General features: G+C 71.7%; 20 protein-coding genes. 8 read left to right on the top strand and 12 right to left on the bottom strand.

What is annotated here, in order from left to right:
- Positions 1-172: 172 nt before the first annotated feature.
- Positions 173-2,161 carry a Stk1 family PASTA domain-containing Ser/Thr kinase gene (gene pknB / locus ABZV06_RS17785; RefSeq protein ID WP_355236559.1) on the top strand — a complete coding sequence of 663 codons (1,989 nt, stop codon included), beginning with the start codon at positions 173-175 and terminating at the stop codon, positions 2,159-2,161.
- Positions 2,161-3,027: a deoxyribonuclease IV gene (locus ABZV06_RS17780; protein ID WP_355622606.1), complete on the top strand. Its 867-nt coding sequence runs from the start codon at positions 2,161-2,163 to the stop codon at positions 3,025-3,027. The genes pknB and ABZV06_RS17780 overlap by 1 nt, the downstream gene beginning before the upstream one ends.
- A 98-nt stretch (positions 3,028-3,125) precedes the next feature.
- On the opposite strand, the gene ABZV06_RS17775 is transcribed toward ABZV06_RS17780, so the two are convergent.
- From ABZV06_RS17775 to ABZV06_RS17760, 4 genes are all read right to left on the bottom strand, one after another.
- Positions 3,126-4,154 (bottom strand): GntG family PLP-dependent aldolase, encoded by a 1,029-nt coding sequence (locus ABZV06_RS17775; RefSeq protein WP_355236553.1) that lies wholly within the window; start codon positions 4,152-4,154, stop codon positions 3,126-3,128.
- A gap of 127 nt (positions 4,155-4,281) precedes the next feature.
- Positions 4,282-5,688: a class II 3-deoxy-7-phosphoheptulonate synthase gene (locus tag ABZV06_RS17770; RefSeq protein ID WP_355236549.1), complete on the bottom strand. Its 1,407-nt coding sequence runs from the start codon at positions 5,686-5,688 to the stop codon at positions 4,282-4,284.
- An 87-nt stretch (positions 5,689-5,775) separates the two neighbouring features.
- The gene (locus ABZV06_RS17765; RefSeq protein ID WP_355236546.1) at positions 5,776-6,318 is read right to left on the bottom strand and encodes a hypothetical protein; all 543 of its coding nucleotides are present in this window, start codon (positions 6,316-6,318) and stop codon (positions 5,776-5,778) included.
- 183 nt (positions 6,319-6,501) lie between these two features.
- Complete coding sequence (locus ABZV06_RS17760) at positions 6,502-8,139, bottom strand: glycosyl hydrolase family 18 protein (protein WP_355622604.1); 1,638 nt, start codon at positions 8,137-8,139, stop codon at positions 6,502-6,504.
- A gap of 167 nt (positions 8,140-8,306) precedes the next feature.
- Between ABZV06_RS17760 and ABZV06_RS17755 the strand changes: the two genes are divergently transcribed.
- Together ABZV06_RS17755 and ABZV06_RS17750 are read left to right on the top strand one after the other, a co-directional pair.
- Positions 8,307-8,795 carry a glutathione peroxidase gene (locus tag ABZV06_RS17755; protein ID WP_355622601.1) on the top strand — a complete coding sequence of 163 codons (489 nt, stop codon included), beginning with the start codon at positions 8,307-8,309 and terminating at the stop codon, positions 8,793-8,795.
- Positions 8,796-8,983: 188 nt separating this feature from the next.
- The gene (locus ABZV06_RS17750) at positions 8,984-9,658 is read left to right on the top strand and encodes an NADPH-dependent F420 reductase (protein ID WP_355622598.1); all 675 of its coding nucleotides are present in this window, start codon (positions 8,984-8,986) and stop codon (positions 9,656-9,658) included.
- Positions 9,659-9,683: 25 nt separating this feature from the next.
- Here ABZV06_RS17750 and ABZV06_RS17745 read toward each other — a convergent pair whose 3' ends face one another.
- Both ABZV06_RS17745 and ABZV06_RS17740 read right to left on the bottom strand, forming a co-directional pair.
- Positions 9,684-10,226, bottom strand: coding sequence for a glycosyltransferase family 87 protein (locus ABZV06_RS17745; RefSeq protein ID WP_355622648.1), 543 nt, complete (start codon positions 10,224-10,226; stop codon positions 9,684-9,686).
- A gap of 52 nt (positions 10,227-10,278) precedes the next feature.
- Positions 10,279-10,515, bottom strand: a complete 237-nt coding sequence (locus ABZV06_RS17740) for a hypothetical protein (RefSeq protein ID WP_355622595.1) — start codon at positions 10,513-10,515, stop codon at positions 10,279-10,281.
- Positions 10,516-10,726: 211 nt separating this feature from the next.
- Between ABZV06_RS17740 and ABZV06_RS17735 the strand changes: the two genes are divergently transcribed.
- The 3 genes from ABZV06_RS17735 (at position 10,727) to ABZV06_RS17725 (ending at position 12,742) form a co-directional block, all read left to right on the top strand.
- Positions 10,727-10,951: a GntR family transcriptional regulator gene (locus ABZV06_RS17735; RefSeq protein ID WP_355236530.1), complete on the top strand. Its 225-nt coding sequence runs from the start codon at positions 10,727-10,729 to the stop codon at positions 10,949-10,951.
- A gap of 259 nt (positions 10,952-11,210) precedes the next feature.
- Positions 11,211-12,065: a DUF4397 domain-containing protein gene (locus ABZV06_RS17730; RefSeq protein ID WP_355622592.1), complete on the top strand. Its 855-nt coding sequence runs from the start codon at positions 11,211-11,213 to the stop codon at positions 12,063-12,065.
- Positions 12,035-12,742 (top strand): class F sortase, encoded by a 708-nt coding sequence (locus tag ABZV06_RS17725; RefSeq protein ID WP_355236525.1) that lies wholly within the window; start codon positions 12,035-12,037, stop codon positions 12,740-12,742. The genes ABZV06_RS17730 and ABZV06_RS17725 overlap by 31 nt, the downstream gene beginning before the upstream one ends.
- A gap of 117 nt (positions 12,743-12,859) precedes the next feature.
- On the opposite strand, the gene ABZV06_RS17720 is transcribed toward ABZV06_RS17725, so the two are convergent.
- The 5 genes from ABZV06_RS17720 to ABZV06_RS17700 all read right to left on the bottom strand — a co-directional run bounded on the left by ABZV06_RS17720 (position 12,860) and on the right by ABZV06_RS17700 (position 16,416).
- Complete coding sequence (locus ABZV06_RS17720; RefSeq protein WP_355236522.1) at positions 12,860-13,210, bottom strand: DUF2203 domain-containing protein; 351 nt, start codon at positions 13,208-13,210, stop codon at positions 12,860-12,862.
- 50 nt (positions 13,211-13,260) lie between these two features.
- Complete coding sequence (gene proC, locus ABZV06_RS17715) at positions 13,261-14,079, bottom strand: pyrroline-5-carboxylate reductase (protein ID WP_355622589.1); 819 nt, start codon at positions 14,077-14,079, stop codon at positions 13,261-13,263.
- A gap of 72 nt (positions 14,080-14,151) precedes the next feature.
- Positions 14,152-15,180 carry a 6-phosphofructokinase gene (locus ABZV06_RS17710; protein WP_355236984.1) on the bottom strand — a complete coding sequence of 343 codons (1,029 nt, stop codon included), beginning with the start codon at positions 15,178-15,180 and terminating at the stop codon, positions 14,152-14,154.
- Positions 15,181-15,337: 157 nt separating this feature from the next.
- A complete protein-coding gene (locus ABZV06_RS17705) occupies positions 15,338-15,841 on the bottom strand; it encodes a pyridoxamine 5'-phosphate oxidase family protein (protein ID WP_355236517.1) in 504 nt (167 codons plus the stop codon).
- Positions 15,842-15,918: 77 nt separating this feature from the next.
- Positions 15,919-16,416 (bottom strand): polyadenylate-specific 3'-exoribonuclease AS, encoded by a 498-nt coding sequence (locus tag ABZV06_RS17700; protein ID WP_355236981.1) that lies wholly within the window; start codon positions 16,414-16,416, stop codon positions 15,919-15,921.
- A 304-nt stretch (positions 16,417-16,720) separates the two neighbouring features.
- Here ABZV06_RS17700 and ABZV06_RS17695 point away from each other — a divergent pair, with 304 nt between their 5' ends.
- Positions 16,721-17,413 (top strand): Crp/Fnr family transcriptional regulator, encoded by a 693-nt coding sequence (locus tag ABZV06_RS17695; protein WP_007463121.1) that lies wholly within the window; start codon positions 16,721-16,723, stop codon positions 17,411-17,413.
- A 106-nt stretch (positions 17,414-17,519) separates the two neighbouring features.
- Here the strand turns inward: ABZV06_RS17695 and ABZV06_RS17690 are convergent, their stop codons facing one another.
- Entirely contained in the window at positions 17,520-17,714 is a 195-nt protein-coding gene (locus ABZV06_RS17690) for a hypothetical protein (RefSeq protein ID WP_355236514.1), read from the bottom strand.
- Between the last annotated feature and the right edge of the window lie 70 nt (positions 17,715-17,784).

The raw sequence follows: 17,784 nt of genomic DNA, 5'->3' as shown, positions 1-17,784 counted from the left end.
GGACCACCGGCACCCCGCACCACCGGTCCGCGTCCGCAGGGTGGGCACCGCCGGTGAGCAGCGGCTCAGGGCCGCCGCCGGGGTGGCGGTCACGACGGGACGGACCGGGTACGTCCCCGGGCTGTAGCATCCTGTTCAACTCCCACCCTCTGGACACATAGACTGCCTGCCGATGGACACACAGGTCGCCGACACGTTGCTGGGCTCGCTGATCGACGGGCGCTACCGCATTCGCGGTCGCGTGGCCCGTGGCGGCATGGCGACCGTGTACACCGCCACCGACGAACGCCTCGAGCGCACCGTCGCAGTCAAGATCATTCACCCGACCCAGGCGCCCGAGGCGCGTGCCCGGGTCGCCAACTTCGTGGCCCGGTTCACCGACGAGGCGAAGACCATCGCCCGGCTGACCCACCCGAACGTCGTCGCGGTCTACGACCAGGGCACTCACGCCGGCCTGCCGTACCTGGTGATGGAGTACGTCCGCGGCCGCACGCTGCGCGACGTGCTGGCCGAGCGACGCCGACTCAACCCGGACGAGGCGCTGGCCATCGCCGAGCAGATGCTCGCCGCGATCGCCGCCGCGCACCGGGCCGGCCTCGTGCACCGCGACGTCAAACCCGAGAACGTCCTGGTCGCCGAGGCGCCCACCGGCGGCGTCGCCAACCTCGTGGACAGCGTCGTCAAGGTGGCCGACTTCGGGCTCGCCCGCGCGGTCGAGGCCAGCGCCGACGACGAGCAGGGCAACCAACTGATGGCCACCGTGGCGTACGTCGCCCCGGAGCTGGTCACCGAGGGTCGGGCCGATCCGCGTACCGACGTCTACTCCGCCGGCATCGTCCTGTTCGAGATGCTCACCGGTCGGGTGCCGTACGACGGGGACCGTCCGGTGGACGTCGCCTGGCAGCACGTCGACCGGGACGTGCCGGCGCCCTCGACCCTGGTGCCCGGCCTGCCGCCGGCGCTCGACACCGTGGTGCAGCGCGCCACGCGGCGTGACCCGTCCGCCCGGCCCGCCGACGCCGGCGCGCTGCTGGCCGAGGTTCAGGTCGCGCGGGACCAGTTGGGCAGCGTCAACAGCACCAGCACCGCCGTACTGCGCCGGGTGACCGACGAGCCGCCGGTCTCCCAGCCGACGATGATGGTCGCCGCGATCCGCCCGGCGGAGCGGCCCACCTGGGCGCGACTGCCCGAGGGCGGCAGCCAGGGCCCGGGCCGTCGGCGAGCAGCACCGGAGCCCGCCGAGGGCCTGGGTGCGCGGTTCGCCGAGCTGCGCAACACGGTGCTGAGCAACTCGCAGGGTCGTCTGGCTGTCGCGGTCGTGGTGGTGGCGCTGGGCCTGGTGGCCGCGCTGGGCGGCTGGTGGTTCGGCGTCGGCCGCTACACCTCCGCCCCGCAGCTGGTCAGCCTGAGCAAGACCGACGCGCAGGCCCAGGCCGACCGCGCCGGCCTGACCCTGGCGTACGGGGAGCCGCGTTTCGACGAGAAGGCGCCGAAGGACAGCGTGCTGGGGCAGAGCCCGGCGTCGTCCAGCAAGATCGTCAAGGGCGGCACGATCACCCTGACCCTCTCGCTGGGCCCGGAGCGCTTCCCGGTGCCGGACGTGATCGGCAAGGAGTACGAGCTGGCCGAGGCGGATCTGGTCAACGCGCAACTGGTGGTCGCCAAGGGCGCCACCCGCTATGACGACACCCTGCCGGCCGGCGTCGTCCTGGACAGCTCCCCGAAGGTGGGCGCCGAGGTCAAGCCGGGCACGAAGATCACGCTCATCCTGAGCCGTGGCCGGGCACCGGTGACGGTGCCGAACCTGGTGGGCAAGAGCCTGACCGAGGCGCGCACCAAACTGGGCCAGCTCGGCCTGACGCCGGTGGAGAGTTTCAAGGACTCCGACAAGCCCAAGGACGAGATCCTCGGGCAGAGCCCGGCCGACGGCGCGGGCGTGGAGAAGGGCACCGAGGTCAAGCTGGAGATCAGCAAGGGCCCGCCGCTGGTCGTGGTGCCCCGGGTTGTCGACCTGCCCTGCCAGCAGGCCAAGCAGGTGCTGGAGAGTCAGGGTTTCCCGGTGACGGTCGCCGTCAACCCGAACGCGGTGGTTCGCATCCAGGCCCCCGGCGAGAACTCGCAGGTGCCTCCGGGCACCCCGGTCGTCATCACGTGCTTCTGATGCCGGCGATCTCCACGCGGCCGGTGGGCGCGCACACCCCGACCTCGGGCGGGCTGGCCAAGGCTGCCCTGCCCTACGTCGACGCCACCGGTGCCGCAGCCGTGCAGGTCTACGTCTCCAACTCGCGGGGCTGGGCGCTGCCGCCCGGCGACCCGGCGCAGGACGCGCTGTTCCGCGAGGGCTGCGCCGAGCGGGGCATCCCGGCGTTCATCCACGCCTCGCTGCTGGTCAACCTCGGCTCACCCACTCCGGCCACCGTCGAGCGATCGGCGCTGACGCTGGCGCACGCGCTGCGCCGGGGTGCGGCGATCGGCGCGCAGGCGGTGGTGTTCCACGCCGGCAGTTCGGTCGACGAGGGGTACGCCGAGGAGGCGATGCGGCAGGTCCGCCGGGAGCTGCTGCCCCTGCTCGACCGGGCCGCCGAGGCCGGCGGGCCGATGCTGCTGGTCGAACCGAGCGCCGGTGGCGGCCGTTCCCTCGCCTCCCGGGTGGAGCACCTGGGGCCCTACCTCGACGCGGTGGACCGGCATCCGATGCTCGGGGTCTGCTTCGACACCTGCCACGCCTGGGCGGCCGGCCACGACCTGGCCGCCGAGGGCGGGATGACCGCGACCCTGGACACGCTGGTGGCCACCGTGGGGCCGGACCGGCTGCGGCTGGTGCACGCCAACGATTCCAAGGATCTGTGCGGCTCCACCCGGGACCGGCACGAGAACATCGGCAAGGGCACCATCGGCGAGCCGGCCTTCGCCGAGCTGATGGCCCACCCGGCCACCGCCGGCGTCCCCGTGGTCGTGGAGACCCCGAGCGAGAAGCAACTGGGCCACCGGGCCGACATAGAAACCCTGACCCGCCTCAACCCCTAACCCGTACCCCCACCCGTCCGCTCGTGGTGGTGATCAAGAGCTTTGCGTCAAAATCCGGTCTTCGGATGACGCGAAGCTCTTGATCGACAGGGAGTGGGTCAGGCGGCGAGGACCCTGGTCAGGACGATCGCGGCGCGGGTTACCGCGTCGTCGTCGAGGTCCAGGTGGGTGACCAGGCGCGCGGTCCGGGGGCCGAGCACCGAGATCAGTACGCCCTCCTCGCGCGCGGCGGCGGCCAGGGCGCGGGCGTCCAACGCGTGCTTGGTCAGGTCCAGCGGAACGAGGTTGGTGCGGACCGTGGTGGCGAGCACCCCGAACGGCGCGACCGCCTCGGCGAGCCGGGCCGCCCTGGCGTGGTCCTCGGCGAGCCGGTCGACGTGGTGCGCGAGCGCGTACCGGCCGGCGGCGGCGAGGATGCCGGTCTGGCGCATGCCGCCGCCCATCCGCTTACGGATCATCCGAGCCCGCTCGATCTTCTCCGCGCTGCCCACCACCAGCGAACCGACCGGCGCGCCGAGCCCCTTGGAGAGGCAGACGGCAAGCGTGTCGAACAGCCGGCCGTACTCGGTCAGCGGCACCCCGTCGGCGACGTGCGCGTGCCAGATCCGGGCGCCGTCGCAGTGCAGCGCCACTCCCGCGTCGTCGGCGACGCCGCGCAGCTCCCGCAGAGTGGCCAGCGGGATCACGCCGCCACCACCCCGGTTGTGGGTCTGCTCGACGGCGATCGCGCGGGTGGGCACGGCGAAGTAGCCGTCCGGACGGATCATCCGGGCGACCACCTCCGGGTCGATGTCCGCGCCGACGGCCGACCAGGTCCGCGAGGAGATCCCGCCGTACGCGGCGGCGGCGCCGATCTCGTACGTGACCACGTGCGCGTCCGCGTCGCACAGCAGTTCGTCGCCGGGCGGCACCAGCAGTTGCAGGGCGATCTGGTTGGCCATCGACCCACTCGGGGCGAAGAGCGCCGCCTCGTGCCCGAACAGCGCGGCGACCTCCGCCTCCAACGCGTTGACGGTGGGGTCGTCGCCGTAGACGTCGTCACCGACCTCGGCGGCGGCCATCGCCTCGCGCATCCCGGCGGTAGGCCGGGTCACCGTGTCGGAACGCAGGTCAACAAGCTCAGTCACAGTCATCCTCTCGACAGCCGGTGGCGGGTCTCGCACACCTGGCCACGGTCATTCTTCTCGGCGGCCGACAGGGGCCGCAGCGTCAGCCTCGGAGCCAGGCTTCAGGCTGCCGACAGGGGTCGCAGCGTCAGCCTCGGAGCATCTCCGCCACGAGGAAGGCCAGCTCCAACGACTGCTGGGTGTTCAGCCGAGGATCGCAGGCGGTCTCGTACCGGTCGGGCAGGTCGAGGTCCTCGATGCCCTGGGCACCGCCGAGGCACTCGGTGACGTCCTCACCGGTCAACTCGACGTGGATGCCGCCGGGGTGGGTGTCCAGGCCACGGTGCACCTCGAAGTAGCCGAGCACCTCGTCGACGATGCGGTCGAAGTGCCGGGTCTTGTAGCCGTTGGACGACTCGTGGGTGTTGCCGTGCATCGGGTCGCACTGCCAGACCACCTTGGCACCGGAGGCGGTGACCTTGGCCACGATCGGCGGCAGGGCGTCGCGGACCCGGTGGTTGCCCATCCGGCTGATCAGGGTGAGCCGGCCGGGGATGTTGTCCGGGTTGAGCTTCTCGCACAGCTCGATCGCCTCGTCCGGGGAGGTCGTCGGGCCGAGCTTGACGCCGATCGGGTTGGCGATCCGGGAGATGAAGTCGATGTGCGCGCCGGTGATCTGCCGGGTGCGCTCGCCGACCCACAGGAAGTGCCCGGACAGCCCGTACGCCCGACGGTCGGAGACCCGGGTGAGCGCCCGGTCGTACTCGAGGGCCAGGGCCTCGTGGGAGCAGTAGAGGGTGACGGTCCGCAGCGCCTCGTCGTCGGTCATCCCGCAGGCCCGGATGAAGGCCAACGCCCGGTCGATCTCCCGGGCGATCGCCTCGTAGCGCTCCCCCGCCGGGGAGGTCCGCACGAAGCCCTTGTTCCAGTCGTGCACGGCGTGCAGGTCGGCGAGCCCGCCGGCGAGGTACGCCCGCAGCATGTTCATCGCGGCGGCCGAGTTGGCGTACGCGCGGATCATGCGCTGCGGATCGGCGACGCGGGCGGCGGGATCGGCCTCCAGCGAGTTGATCATGTCGCCGCGGTACGCGGGCAGGCCACGCGCGTCGGTGGGCAGCGAGCGGGGCTTGGTGTACTGGCCGGCGACCCGGGCTACCTTGACGACCGGCAGCGACGCTCCGTAGGTGAGCACGATGGCCATCTGCAACAGGGTGCGGGCGTTGGCCAGCAGATGACTCTCGGTGTTGTCGGCGAACGTCTCGGCGCAGTCACCGCCCTGGAGCAGGAACGCCTTGCCCTCGCAGACCAGCGCCAGCTTCTGCCGGAGCTGGTCCACCTCGTAGGGCGCGACGACCGACGGCACGGTGTCGAGCACCTTGCAGACCTCGGCGACGGCGGCCGGGTCGGACCACGGTGGGACCTGCTCGCGGGGCAGCTCCCGCCAGCGGTCCAGACCGAGGGCGGCGTCCTCGGCGGAGTCGACGGTCGGACGGCTGGTCTGCAGGCCCGGGCTGCCCACCGCGGGATGGCTCAGCTGATGCCACTCATGGCGCATGAGAGAAAGCGTACGGCGACCGTGGGTGTGACCGGGCGGCGAGGGTGACGGTTCCGGCAAGTGGGAGATCGATCCCACCGACGCCGGTCAGGACGCGGGTGAGGGAGCGAGCCCCTTGGGCGAGGGCTTGGCGGCCGGATGGCCCCCTGGCGCCTCACCGGCGATGCACCAGTCGCCGCCGTCGCGGGTGACGGTGAACAGCAGCGGGCGGGTGACCTTGCTCTTGCCGGCGATGACCGAGACCGAGACGCTGACCTCCTGCCCGCGCTTGCCCGACCGGACGTCGGTGATGGTCGCCTCAGGCACCTCGAAGTGGTCGGCGAAGTCGCCGTTCGGGCCGGTGGCGGCGAGGTCGAACCCGCCGTGCAGCAGCGCGCAGAGCTGACTGCGGCCGGCGGCGACGTCCTTGGCGATCATCGCGTCGAGGTACGCCTGCACGCGCTCGCGGGACCGGGCGGCGGCCTCCTCGGCGGGGGACCGCTGGACCGCGGTCTCCTGGGCGGGGGACCCCTTCGGCTTGGCGATCTGCTCGTCGGCGTCGTCGCGGCCGATCCCGCAGCCGGCCAACGAGGCCGGGAGCAGCACGAACGCGGCGGCGGCCACCACCAGCCCGCGGTGGATCGAGCGCATGACCACCTCCGTCGACCAGGGAAATCGAAACCTGCCGAGCCGCGAGTCTGCCACATCGGGCCCGACCCGCCCAAGGCCTGCGGCCCGGCCGACGCTGGGCGTCGACCGGGCCGCTTCGGCACGGGCAGGGAGGGGCGGTGCGGGCCCCTCCCCGCCGTGTGGGGTGGTGCGTCGGCCTTCGGCTCAGCCGAGACCGCCCTTGATGGCGCCGATGAGCTCACCATTGCTGGTGTCGCCGGAGAGCTCCCAGAAGAAGGCGCCGCCGAGGCCCTGGTTGTTCGCGTACGTCATCTTGCCGTTGATGGTCGACGGAGTGTCGTAGCTCCACCAGTTGCTGCCGCACTTGGCGTACGCGGTGCCGGCGATCGTGCCGGTGGCCGGGCAGGTGTTCTTGAGGACCTTGTAGTCCTCGATGCCCGCCTCGTAGGTGCCCGGCGCGGCACCGGTGGCGCTGCCACCAGGGGCGGCCTGCGTGACGCCCGTCCAGCCCCGCCCGTAGAAACCGATGCCGAGCAGCAGCTTGTTGGCCGGGACGCCCTTGCTCTTGAGCTTCTGGATCGCCGCGTCGGAGTTGAAGCCCTGCTGCGGGATACCGGTGTACGACGTCAGAGGCGAGTGCGGGGCGGTGGGGCCCTGGGCGGCGAAGGCGCCGAAGTAGTCGTACGTCATCGGCATGAGCCAGTTGAGGTTGCCGATGGCCCCGGCGTAGTCGGTGGCGTCGATCTTGCCGCCGTTGCTGCCGTCCGCGGTGATCGCGGCGGTGACGAGGGCGCTGGACCCGAACTTCGACCGCAGGGCGCCGATCACGTTCTTGAACGCGTTGGGACCGCTGGTGTCGCAGCTCAGACCGCAGGCGTTCGGGTACTCCCAGTCGACGTCGATGCCGTCGAAGACGTCCGCCCAGCGCGGGTCCTCGACCAGGTTGTAGCAGCTCTCGGCGAACGCGGCCGGGTTCTGGGCGGCCTGGGTGAAGCCGCCGGACCAGGTCCAGCCACCGAACGACCAGATCACCTTGAGGTGCGGGTTGAGCGCCTTGAGCTTGCGCAGCTGGTTGAAACTGCCGCGCAGCGGCTGGTCCCAGGTGTCGGCGACGCCGTCCACGCTCTCCGCCGCCGTGTACGCCTTGTCGTAGTCGGCGTAGCTGTCGCCGATGGTGCAGCGACCGCCGGTGGTGTTACCGAAGGCGTACAGGATGTGGGTCAGCTTCGCGGCCGAGCCGCTGGTCTGGATGTTCTTGACGTGGTAGTTGCGCCCGTAGACGCCCCACTCGGCGAAGTAGCCGACGACCTTCTTGCCGCCCGTGTTGGGCGGCGGGGTGGTGGTCGGGGGCGCGGTGGTCGGCGGCGCGGTGGTGGGCGGTGCCGTGGTCGGGGGTGCCGTGGTGGGCGGCGCGGTCGTGGTCGGTGAGGTCGTCGGGGTGCCGCCGCCGCAGGGCGCGCCGTTGACGGTGCAGTTCAGCGGCGCCTTGTACGCGCCGGTGCCGTTGTAGCCCCAGCTGAACGACGCGCCGGGGGCGAGCCCTCCGGCCCAGCTCTTCTTGACCGCGACGTAGTGGTTGCCGCTGCTGGTGACGTCGGCGTCCCACGCGCTGCTGATGGTGGTGCCGGACGGCAGGTCGAACTCGATGCGCCAGGTGGCGACCGTGGCGCTGGTGCCGTTGGTCACGGTCACCTTCGCCTCGTGACCGGTCCCCCAGTCCTGTGCCTTGACGAACGTGGTGGTGACCGTGCCGGCGCCGAACGCGGTCGTCATCGGCACCGCCGCGACGGTCACGGCGACCACGGCGCCGGCCCAGAGGGCCCGACGGAGCGATCTTTTCATGAGGCGTCTCCCGTACTGTTAGGAAACTTTCCAAAAGAGATGGTGAGACGGTACTCACACCGTCATCACTCCGTCAAGATGTCCATGTTTCGATTTACCCTGATGCGCGGAATGCGCCTCTCACGCCCCGTCCCGGCGGGACGACACTCGGCGCGTAACCTCGGGCCATGACCGTCTTCGACATCCCGATCGGCGCCCTCAACGGCGGCCCCGCCGACCTCGACCGCTACCGCGGCAAGGCGCTGCTGGTCGTCAACGTCGCCTCCCGCTGCGGCCTCACTCCGCAGTACGCCGGCCTCCAGACCCTCGCCGACACGTACGCCGAGCGTGGCCTCGTGGTGCTGGGCGTGCCGTGCAACCAGTTCGCCGGACAGGAGCCGGGTAGCGCCGCCGAGATCAGCGACTTCTGCCAGGTCAACTACGGGGTGACCTTTCCGCTGACCGAGAAGGTCGACGTCAACGGACCCGAGCGGCACCCGCTCTACGCCGCGCTGGTGTCCATGCCGGACGCCGACGGGCACACCGGGGACGTTCGCTGGAACTTCGAGAAGTTCCTGGTGGCGCCGGACGGCACGGTCGCCGCCCGCTTCGCCCCGACGGTCGAGCCCGACGCCGACGACCTGCGCACGGCCATCGAAAAGATCCTCCCCGCCTGACGCCCCACCCCGAACGCCCCACCCGGGGAGCAGGCGCCGCCGGAGGGTGGCGCGTCCCGCGAAGCCCGTCGCACGACATTGTGTACGCAGTACGTTGTGCGGGACCGGCTCGCGCAACCAGAGGTTCGTGCAATAACCCACCGCATCGGTCGGGAATGCGTCGCGGGTGGACGGAGTTGGGAAGCAGCATGACAACTGTGGGACTGATCGGCAGCGGCAACATCGGCGGCACCGTGGCCCGACTGGCGGTGGACGCCGGCTACGACGTGGTGCTGAGCAACTCGCGCGGGCCGGAGACGCTCACCGAACTGGTCGACAAGCTGGGCGAGCGGGCCAGCGCCGGCACGTCCCAGGACGCGGCGCGGGTCGGCGATCTGGTGGTGGTCACCGTGCCGCTCAAGGCGTACCGGGCGGTGCCCGTCGAACCGTTGGCCGGCAAGGTCGTCATCGACACCAACAACTACTACCCGGAGCGTGACGGAAGCTTCCCGGAGCTGGACTCGGGCGAGACCACCAGCAGCGAACTCCTCCAGCGGCACCTGCCGGAGTCGCGGGTGGTGAAGGTCTTCAACAACATCTACTTCGTGGGCCTGGCCGCGCTGGCCCGGCCGTCCGGGGCCGCCGACCGCAGCGCCCTCGCCATCGCCGGTGACGACGCCGCCGCGAAGGCCGAGGTCACGGCCTTCCTCGACCGGATCGGGTACGACGCGGTCGACGTCGGCCCGCTCGCCGAGGGCTGGCGCTACCAGCCGGACACCCCGGCGTACGGCACGCTCTACTCCGCGACCCCGACCAACTGGGAGCAGCCGGCGCAGGGTGACGCAGAGAAGCTCCGCACCGCCCTGGCCGCCGCCACCCGCTGAGTAACCGCCGCCCTCCGGTGACCGCCTACCGGGTGGCCCTCCGGAGGGCGGCGGCCAGTTCGTCGTCGTAACTGGCGATCGGCTGACCATCGAGGTCGTACGCCACGAGCCGGCCCTGCGCCATACTGGCCCGTAGCAGCATCCCGTGCACCGACTGGTTGCCCAGCGACGCCAGGTTGCCGATCCGTGCGGTCTGCCGGACGGCCTCGGTCCAGTAGGTCCAGCTCTCGCCGGGCAACACGAGCGCCGCCAGCCCGGCACAGCCCACGAACGTCGCCGCCGCACGCCCGGCATCGCGGTAGCGGCCGGTGACGAGGAAGTAGACGACGAACAACAGGGGTGTCAGCTTGATCGCCGCCGCTACCCCGACCAGCACTCCCCGCAGCCGTGGCGGGACGACGCCGATGCCGTCCAGCAGCGCCAGCGGCACGACGAAGATGCTGACCTGCCCGAACCGCAGATTGCTCTGCACCGGCGCCGACAGCATCAGCGTCAGGGCAGCCACCGCGACGACCAGCGGGCGGCGGGACCGATCGGCGCTCAGCGCGACACCGACCATCCCGGCGATGGCGACGACCGCCGCGCACGTCGCGACCAGCCAGATCCCCTGGAGTACGCCCTCAGCGACCCACGGTGATCGGGGCCAGCACCAGTGCGGCGAACGGTGGATAGGTGAACGGCCCGCCGTTCGCGGCGCGGTACTCGTACAGCGGGCGGCCGGCGTGCAGATCGGACAGTGCGCCGTAGTAGATGTGCAGGTCGGAGAGCCGGTCATCGCGTGTCATCACGAGCACACAGGACACCGTCGCGACGACGACGAAGGCCGCCCACACCAGCGCCACCCGGCGATCCCGCATCGCCCGAGAATAGGCGAACGCAAGCCGGGCGACGGCCCCGTCAACCGTTGGCCGTGCAGTCGAACGGTGACGAGCACGACTCGGCCGACGGGCGAAGGCACTACTTCTGAAAGAGCACCGACGCGACGTCCGCCACGATCTCGAGAGCCCAGTCCAACTGCGGACAGTCGTGCTGACCTCGACACTCCAGGCAGCCGCTCGGCAGCTGATCATGCCTACCAGGCCACCGCACTACCTCCGCGTCGCCGACGACATCGCGCGCAGAATCAATTCCGGCGAGTACCCGCCCGGCCATCAACTGCCCTCGGTCTCGGATATCGGCGAGATCTACAACGTGGCACGGTCGACTGCCTACCGGGCCGTACGCGAACTGCACCAGCGGAACCTGGTGTACGGCCAACAGGGGCAGGGCGTCTTCGTCGCCGAGTCGGAGTAGCCAGCGCGGTAGCGGCAGCAGTTTCGGTCCCAGAGTCAGGTCATCCCTCGCCGAACGGCAAGATCGCGCTCGATCATGGATCCAGTGGCATCCTTTCGACGCCGAGGCCACTACATCCTGGATCGAGCACGATCGCGGCGCGGCGCTTGCGGCAGCGCGGCGGAGAGAAACATGGCGTGTACAACTTGCGCGAAAGTCTCACGCACGGGACTCTGTCCGTGGGTTGCCGCCCGCTCACCGAACGTGCCTCGGAGGCGACATGCACACGCTCCGTACCGCGTCCCGCCGGCTGTTGGCCGGCACCGGCGCGCTCCTGCTCGGCACCGCCGTCGCCGCCGTGCTCCCGGCACCGGCCAGCGCGGACAGCGTCGGGTACGTCCGACTCGCTCACCTCTCCCCCGACACTCCGGCGGTGGACGTCTACCTTGCCGCCCCCGACGCCGCGAAGCCGAGGGTCTTTCCCGGCGTCGGCTACGGCGTGGTCTCCGACTATCTCCAGTTGCCCCCGGGCCGGTACGCGGTGGCGATGCGCGACGCCGGCGCGCCCGCCAGCGACCCGCCGGTGCTCACCACCGAGGTGGCGGTGAAAAGTGGCGGCGCGTACACCGTCGCCGGTGTCGGCCGGCACGCCGACCTGGGGCTGCGGGTGCTCACCGACGACCTGAGCGCTCCCGCGCAGGGCCGGGCCAAGGTGCGCGTCGTGCAGGCGTCGGTGCGGACGCCCGTCCTCGACGTGGCCGCCGCCGAGGGCCCGACGATCGCCGACGGCGTGCAGTTCGCCACCACCACGGACTACCAGCAGGTGGACCCGGGCACCTGGCGGCTGCGGCTGACCGGCGCGGGCGGTCCGAGCGCCGACGCCGAGGTGCGGCTGGCCGGGGGCGCGGTCTACTCGCTGCTGGTGCTCGACGGCAGGCAGGGCGGGCTCACCGCCGAGCTGCGGCAGGACGCCGAGGGCGGCACCGTCGTACCGGCGGGCGGGGTGGAAACCGGCGCCGGTGGCACCGCCGGGCGTGGGCTCGGGGCGTACCCCCTGGTGGCCGGCGCGGTGGCCGCGGCGGCCGTGGCGGCGAGCCTGCTGCTGTGGCGTCGGCGGCGGCGCACCACCTGGTGAGCATCGGGTCCGCGATCCGGCGGCACCGGGACCGTCGGGCGCCGCTGGCCGCGCTGGTCGCGGCCGGCGCGGCGGTCTGCCTGGCCGCCGGCAGCGGCGTCGGGCTCGCGACGACCGGGCCGCCCCCGGTCGCGACCTGGCACCCCGGCTGCGCCGACGGCTGCGCCTCGGTGGCCGCGTCGGTGGCCGCGTCGCCGCGACCGCAGGGTCCACCCACCCGGGTACGCGTGCCGCGCATCGGTGTCGACTCGGCGCTCACGGTGCTGGGCCTGGACCGCGCGGGCGCGCTCGTCCCGCCGGCCGACTTCGACGTGGCCGGCTGGTACGGGGGCGGCCCCGCCCCGGGCGACACTGGTCCGGCGGTGCTCGCCGGGCACCTGGACTCGCGGCGCGGCCCGGCGGTCTTCGCCCGGCTCGGCGAGCTGCGCTCCGGCGACCGCGTCCAGGTGTGGCGCGACGGGCAGTGGCTGTCGTTCCGGGTGACCGGGTCGCTGCGCACCCGCAAGGACCAGTTTCCGACGGCCGTCGTCTACGGGCCGACGCCCAACGCGGAGCTTCGCCTGGTCACCTGCGGGGGTGACTTCGACCGGCGGCGGGGTCACTACGTCGACAACGTGGTGGTGTTCGCGGTCACCGACGCCCCCGGGCCGGTTCTGCCGACGTCCGCGGCGGGCTGAGGGTTTGATCGACTCGGGTTCCAGGGAATCGCGGCATCCGACGCAAGCGGACACCGCGGTTTCCGTGCACCCCAGTTGATCAACACCCCGGTGGCGCGGCTCGGCGGCGCGGGACTGTCAGAGGGGGCGACGGCCGGCGAAGCCGCACTCGGCGCGGTGGTACCAGCGCACGTCGGAGTCGCCCTCCAACCAGCACCAGAGCACGGCGCGGCCGTCGCGCTCGCCCGGAAAGTCGAGCAGCACCGGCGCGATGCCCTTGACCTGGATGTCGTGCTGGTGAAGCTCGTCGACGACGGCGTGCAGCCGGGCCTCCAGCCCCTTGACCTCGGCCATCCCGCCGAGCGAGCTGACGCCGTGGTCGGCCAGGTCGACGCGCAGCTCGGCGAGGTCGGCGCGGATGCGGATCAGCTCGTCGACACGCGGCTGGAGGGTGGCCACCAGGTGCCGGGCCTGGGCGAGTGTGAACACGCCGCCAGTATGCGGCACCCACCCGGCCGCGGGGACCCCGCGCGCCGCGGTCAGTCGGCCTGGGCGGCCAGTTCGCGGGCGCGGTCCCGGGCCGCCTCCAGCGCGGCGAGCAGTGCGGCGCGGACGCCGTGCTTCTCCAGCTCGCGGATCGCGGAGATGGTGGTGCCGGCCGGCGAGGTGACCGCCTCGCGCAGCTTGACCGGGTGCTCGCCGGAGTCGCGCAGCATCACGGCGGAGCCGATGGCGGTCTGCACGATCAGCTCGTGCGCCACCTGGCGGGGCAGCCCGAGCAGGATCCCGGCGTCGATCATGGCTTCCACCAGCAGGTAGAAGTAGGCCGGGCCGGAGCCGGAGAGCGCGGTGACCGCGTCCTGCTGCGACTCGGGCACCCGGATGGTCTGGCCGAGCGGCTTGAACATCTCCTCGGCCAGGCTCAGGTGGGCCCCGGTGGCGTACGCCCCGGCGGAGATGGCCGTCATCGCCTCGTCGACCAGCGCCGGCGTGTTGGTCATGACCCGGACCACCGGCGTGCCCTCGGGCAGCCGGCGGTTGAAGAAGCTGGTGGGCAGCCCGGCGCAGAGCGAGATGACCAGCTTGTCGGCGGGCACCTTGGGGCCGATCTCGTCCAGCAGCGCGGCGGCGTCCTGGGGCTTGACCGACACGGCGAGCACCGCGGCCTCGTCGACGGCGGTCAGGTTGTCGACCACGCGGACGCCGTAGCGGGTGGTCAACTCCTGCGCGCGGGCGGGTCGGCGGGCGGTGGCGAGCAGCCTCTCCACCGGCCATCCGGAGCGCAGCAGGCCGGAGAGCATCAGCTCGCCGATCTTGCCCGCCCCGATCACCGCGACCGTGTGCACCCCGGCTGACATCTGGGCCGTACCCCCTTGAGGTCGGGTCGCGGCGCGGCGGGCCCGCAGGCTCGCCGCGCCGCCTACCGTCGATCAGCTGCCGAAGAAGACCTCGGCCTCTTCGTACCGCTCCAGCGGCACGGTCTTCAGCTCACGGGTGGCCTCGGCGAGGGGCACCCGGACGATGTCGGTGCTCTGCATCGCGACCATCTTGCCCCAGTCGCCGTCGTGGACCGCGTCGATGGCCTGCAGACCCAGCCGGGTGGCGAGGACCCGGTCGAAGGCGGTCGGGGTGCCACCGCGCTGGATGTGACCCAGCACCACGGTGCGGGCCTCCTTGCCGGTCTTGGCCTCCAGCTGCTCGGCGAGCCACTGGCCGATGCCGCCGAGACGGACGTGGCCGAACGAGTCCAGCTCCTGGTTGTGCAGCACCATCTGGCCGTCGAGCGGCTGGGCGCCCTCGGCGACCACGACGATCGGGGCGTACTGGTGCTGGAAGCGCTTCTCGACGTAACCGGCGACCTGCTCGACGTCGAACTGCCGCTCGGGCAGCAGGATCACGTTGGCGCCGCCGGCCAGGCCGGCGTGCAGGGCGATCCAGCCGGCGTGCCGGCCCATGACCTCGACGACCAGGGTGCGGTGGTGGCTCTCCGCGGTCGTGTGCAGGCGGTCGATGGCCTCCATCGCGATGTTGACCGCGGTGTCGAAGCCGAAGGTGTAGTCGGTGGCACCGAGGTCGTTGTCGATCGTCTTCGGCACGCCGACCACGTGCACGCCCAGCTCGTAGAGCTTGGTGGCCACGCCGAGGGTGTCCTCGCCGCCGATCGCGATCAGCGCGTCCACGCCCTGCTCGGCGAGGTTGTCCTTGATCCGCTCGACGCCGTTCTCGATCTTGAACGGGTTGGTGCGCGACGAGCCGAGGATGGTGCCGCCGCGGGGCAGGATGCCGCGCACGTCGGCGATGCCGAGGGGGCGGGACAGACCCTCCAGCGGGCCCTTCCAACCGTCCCGGAAGCCCACGAACTCGTGACCGTAAGTGGCGACGCCCTTGCGGACCACCGCCCGGATGACCGCGTTGAGACCCGGGCAGTCGCCGCCGCCGGTGAGCACGCCGATACGCATGATCCGCTCATCCTCCTGGAGCATCAGGTAAAGCCCGATATGCCCCAGGATATGTGTCAGGTCAGACCATCGGCGCCGTTGCCGGCCCGGGGCGGGCCGTCACTGCGCACTGTAGTCGCACCTGACCACGCGACGACAGCGCCCCGGGGGCGACGGCTCAGTAGGTCACCTCGTGGTTCTCCCCGGCCGACGGCGGACGGCCCGTGACGGCGGCCTTCGCGAGGCCGAGCAGGTTGACCACGGCACTGCTCGGCGAGTCCCAGTACTCGGCGGAGCTGGCATGCACCTTGACCAGGGTCAGGCCGGGCGTGTCCAGCCCGTCCGGGAACCAGGCCCTGAGCAGCGGATTCCACAGCCGCTTGGCGCGTTCGGTGTCGGAACTCTCACTGGCGGTGCCCGAGATCGACACCCAGGCGTTGTTCTTCTGGTCCGAGAAGGCGACGTTGACCTCCGGGTTCACCCGGACCTGGCGCATCTTGGCCGAGTCGGCGTAGGCGAAGAACCAGAGGTCACCGTCGAAGTCCGCCTCCTGCAGCCCCATCGGCCGGCTCACCTGCCGCCCGTCCAGCCCGATCGTGGTGAGCATGCAGATCCGTGCGGCGCGGATCAGCTCCGTGACCCGCGCCCGGCCGTCGGCGACGCTGGTCGGATCATTGCTCATGGCGGTCTCCCTCGGCTCGGCTGTCGAACCGTTGCCCAGGACAGAACCGGTCAAACCTACAGACGTATGACCATCGCTCAGCGCGTCGTCATCGCCCGCCAGCGGGCCAGGTTGTGCCGGGCGTCGACCAGGGCGTCGTGCCGGGCCGCGTCCGCGTCCGGCAGGCTCGGCCGACCCCGGTCGTCCCAGAGCTGCCGCAGGTCCTTGGTGAACCGGGGGATCTCCCGGGGCAACGCCGGCATCGCCCCCCAGAGCTGGGCGAGGACCACGTGGTCGTACGCCGCGTACCAGGCCCACAGCTCCAACTGCTCACCCGGCCGGTCCCGGACCGGTTCCATGAGGAAGTCGTACAGGTCGTCGCGGATGCGCTCCCGCGAACGCCAGGCCCGGTCGGCCGGCGACGGCAGCCGGTCCAGCACGTTACGCCGTACCCAGGGCACGGCACGGGAGTCGTCGAACTCGGTGGAGACCGCGTAGAACTCGCGGCCGTACTCGTCGACGACACCGATCGAGACGAGGTCGACGGTCCGGCCGTCCTCGATGAACTCGCAGTCGTAGAAGTAGCGGTAGACCATTCCGGACATCCTCACCCACCGCCGTCCGTCGGCGCGCGGCGGGGCCGGGTGCGAGCCCGGCCGGTCCGCCGTGGGCCAGCGGCGACCCGGGCCGCCGACGCCGCTGCGGCGACGACCCAGGGGGTACGCCGCAGCTCGCGACGGTCACGGAAGTGCTTCGAGGGGTGTACAGCAAGCGACCGGACCGTCATGATCTGATGTGTACCGCTACCGGATGCCGAACCGGCGTCAGTTCACCTCGTCAGGGCCATCAGGTTCACCCGGTGAGCGATTGTGTGGTCCATGACCGGGGAGGGGTTGGGCCGTGGAGATGCGCCTGCCGGAGCCGGGTGACGCGCTCACAGGTGTCGAGATGTTCGCCGGGCTGGAGCCCGAGGTGCGCCAGCGTGTCATCGCAGCCGCCGTTCCGCGCACCTACCGCAAGGGTCAATTGCTCTTCGTCGAGAACGACCCGGGCGAGTCGCTGATCGTGCTGCGCCGCGGCGCGGTCGCCGTGTTCCGCACCGCGCCGACCGGCGAACGGGCGGTGCTGTCGGTGATCCGTCCGCCGGACGTGCTCGGCGAGGTCTCCCTGCTGGACGCCTCCACGCGGTCCGCGTCGGCCGAGGCCATCGAGGACTGCGCGGCGCTCGCGCTCTCCCGGGGCGCGTTCATGGAGCTGGTGCACTCCAATCCGCGCATCCTGGACGCGGTGATGAGGTCTCTGGGCGGGCTGATCCGCCGACTCACCGAGCAGAACGCCGACCACGTCTTCCTCGACCTGCCGGGCCGGGTCGCCAAGACGCTGGTCCGGCTGGCCGGCGAGAGCCAGGCCCCGATGATCACGATCGAGCTCAACCAGAGCCAGTTGGCGGAGATGGCCGGCGGCTCCCGACAGAGCGTCAACCAGGCCATCGGCTCCTTCGCCAGTCGTGGCTGGCTGCGGACCGAGGGCCGCCGGATCGTCGTCACCGACGTGGCCGCGCTGCGCCGCCGCGCCGGCATGAACGACCGCTGAACCGACTCGCCACCCCCGGGCGGGGGCAGCGCGGGGCCCGCACATCCGAAACGGCCGGGTCGCCCGTGGGCGGCCCGGCCGTTCCGTCGTGTCATCGACGCCTGGTTCAGACTCCGGGGCTGCCCGGGCCGGCCCACTTGTTCGGGCCCTTGCTGTCGCCGCCCGCGCCGGACTGCTCGCTGACGATGCCCTCGGCCTGCAACGTGGCGAGCGTGGCGGCGTCGACGTCCACCGACTCTCCCGCCGAGTGATCGACGCCGTTACCGTCGGTCCAGTCACTTTCCAGCTTGACGTACACCATTGACCTGTCCCCCTCTGGTCGCTGATCGAATATGTGGCGGACTGAATGTAGTCGGTCAGACCGTTGGTGG

Origin of the sequence: Micromonospora sp. NPDC005172, assembly GCF_040608555.1 — a bacterium.
Taxonomy (GTDB): domain Bacteria; phylum Actinomycetota; class Actinomycetes; order Mycobacteriales; family Micromonosporaceae; genus Micromonospora.
Note: the sequence above shows the minus strand (reverse complement) of the source record. Positions and strands in the feature narration are given on the sequence as shown.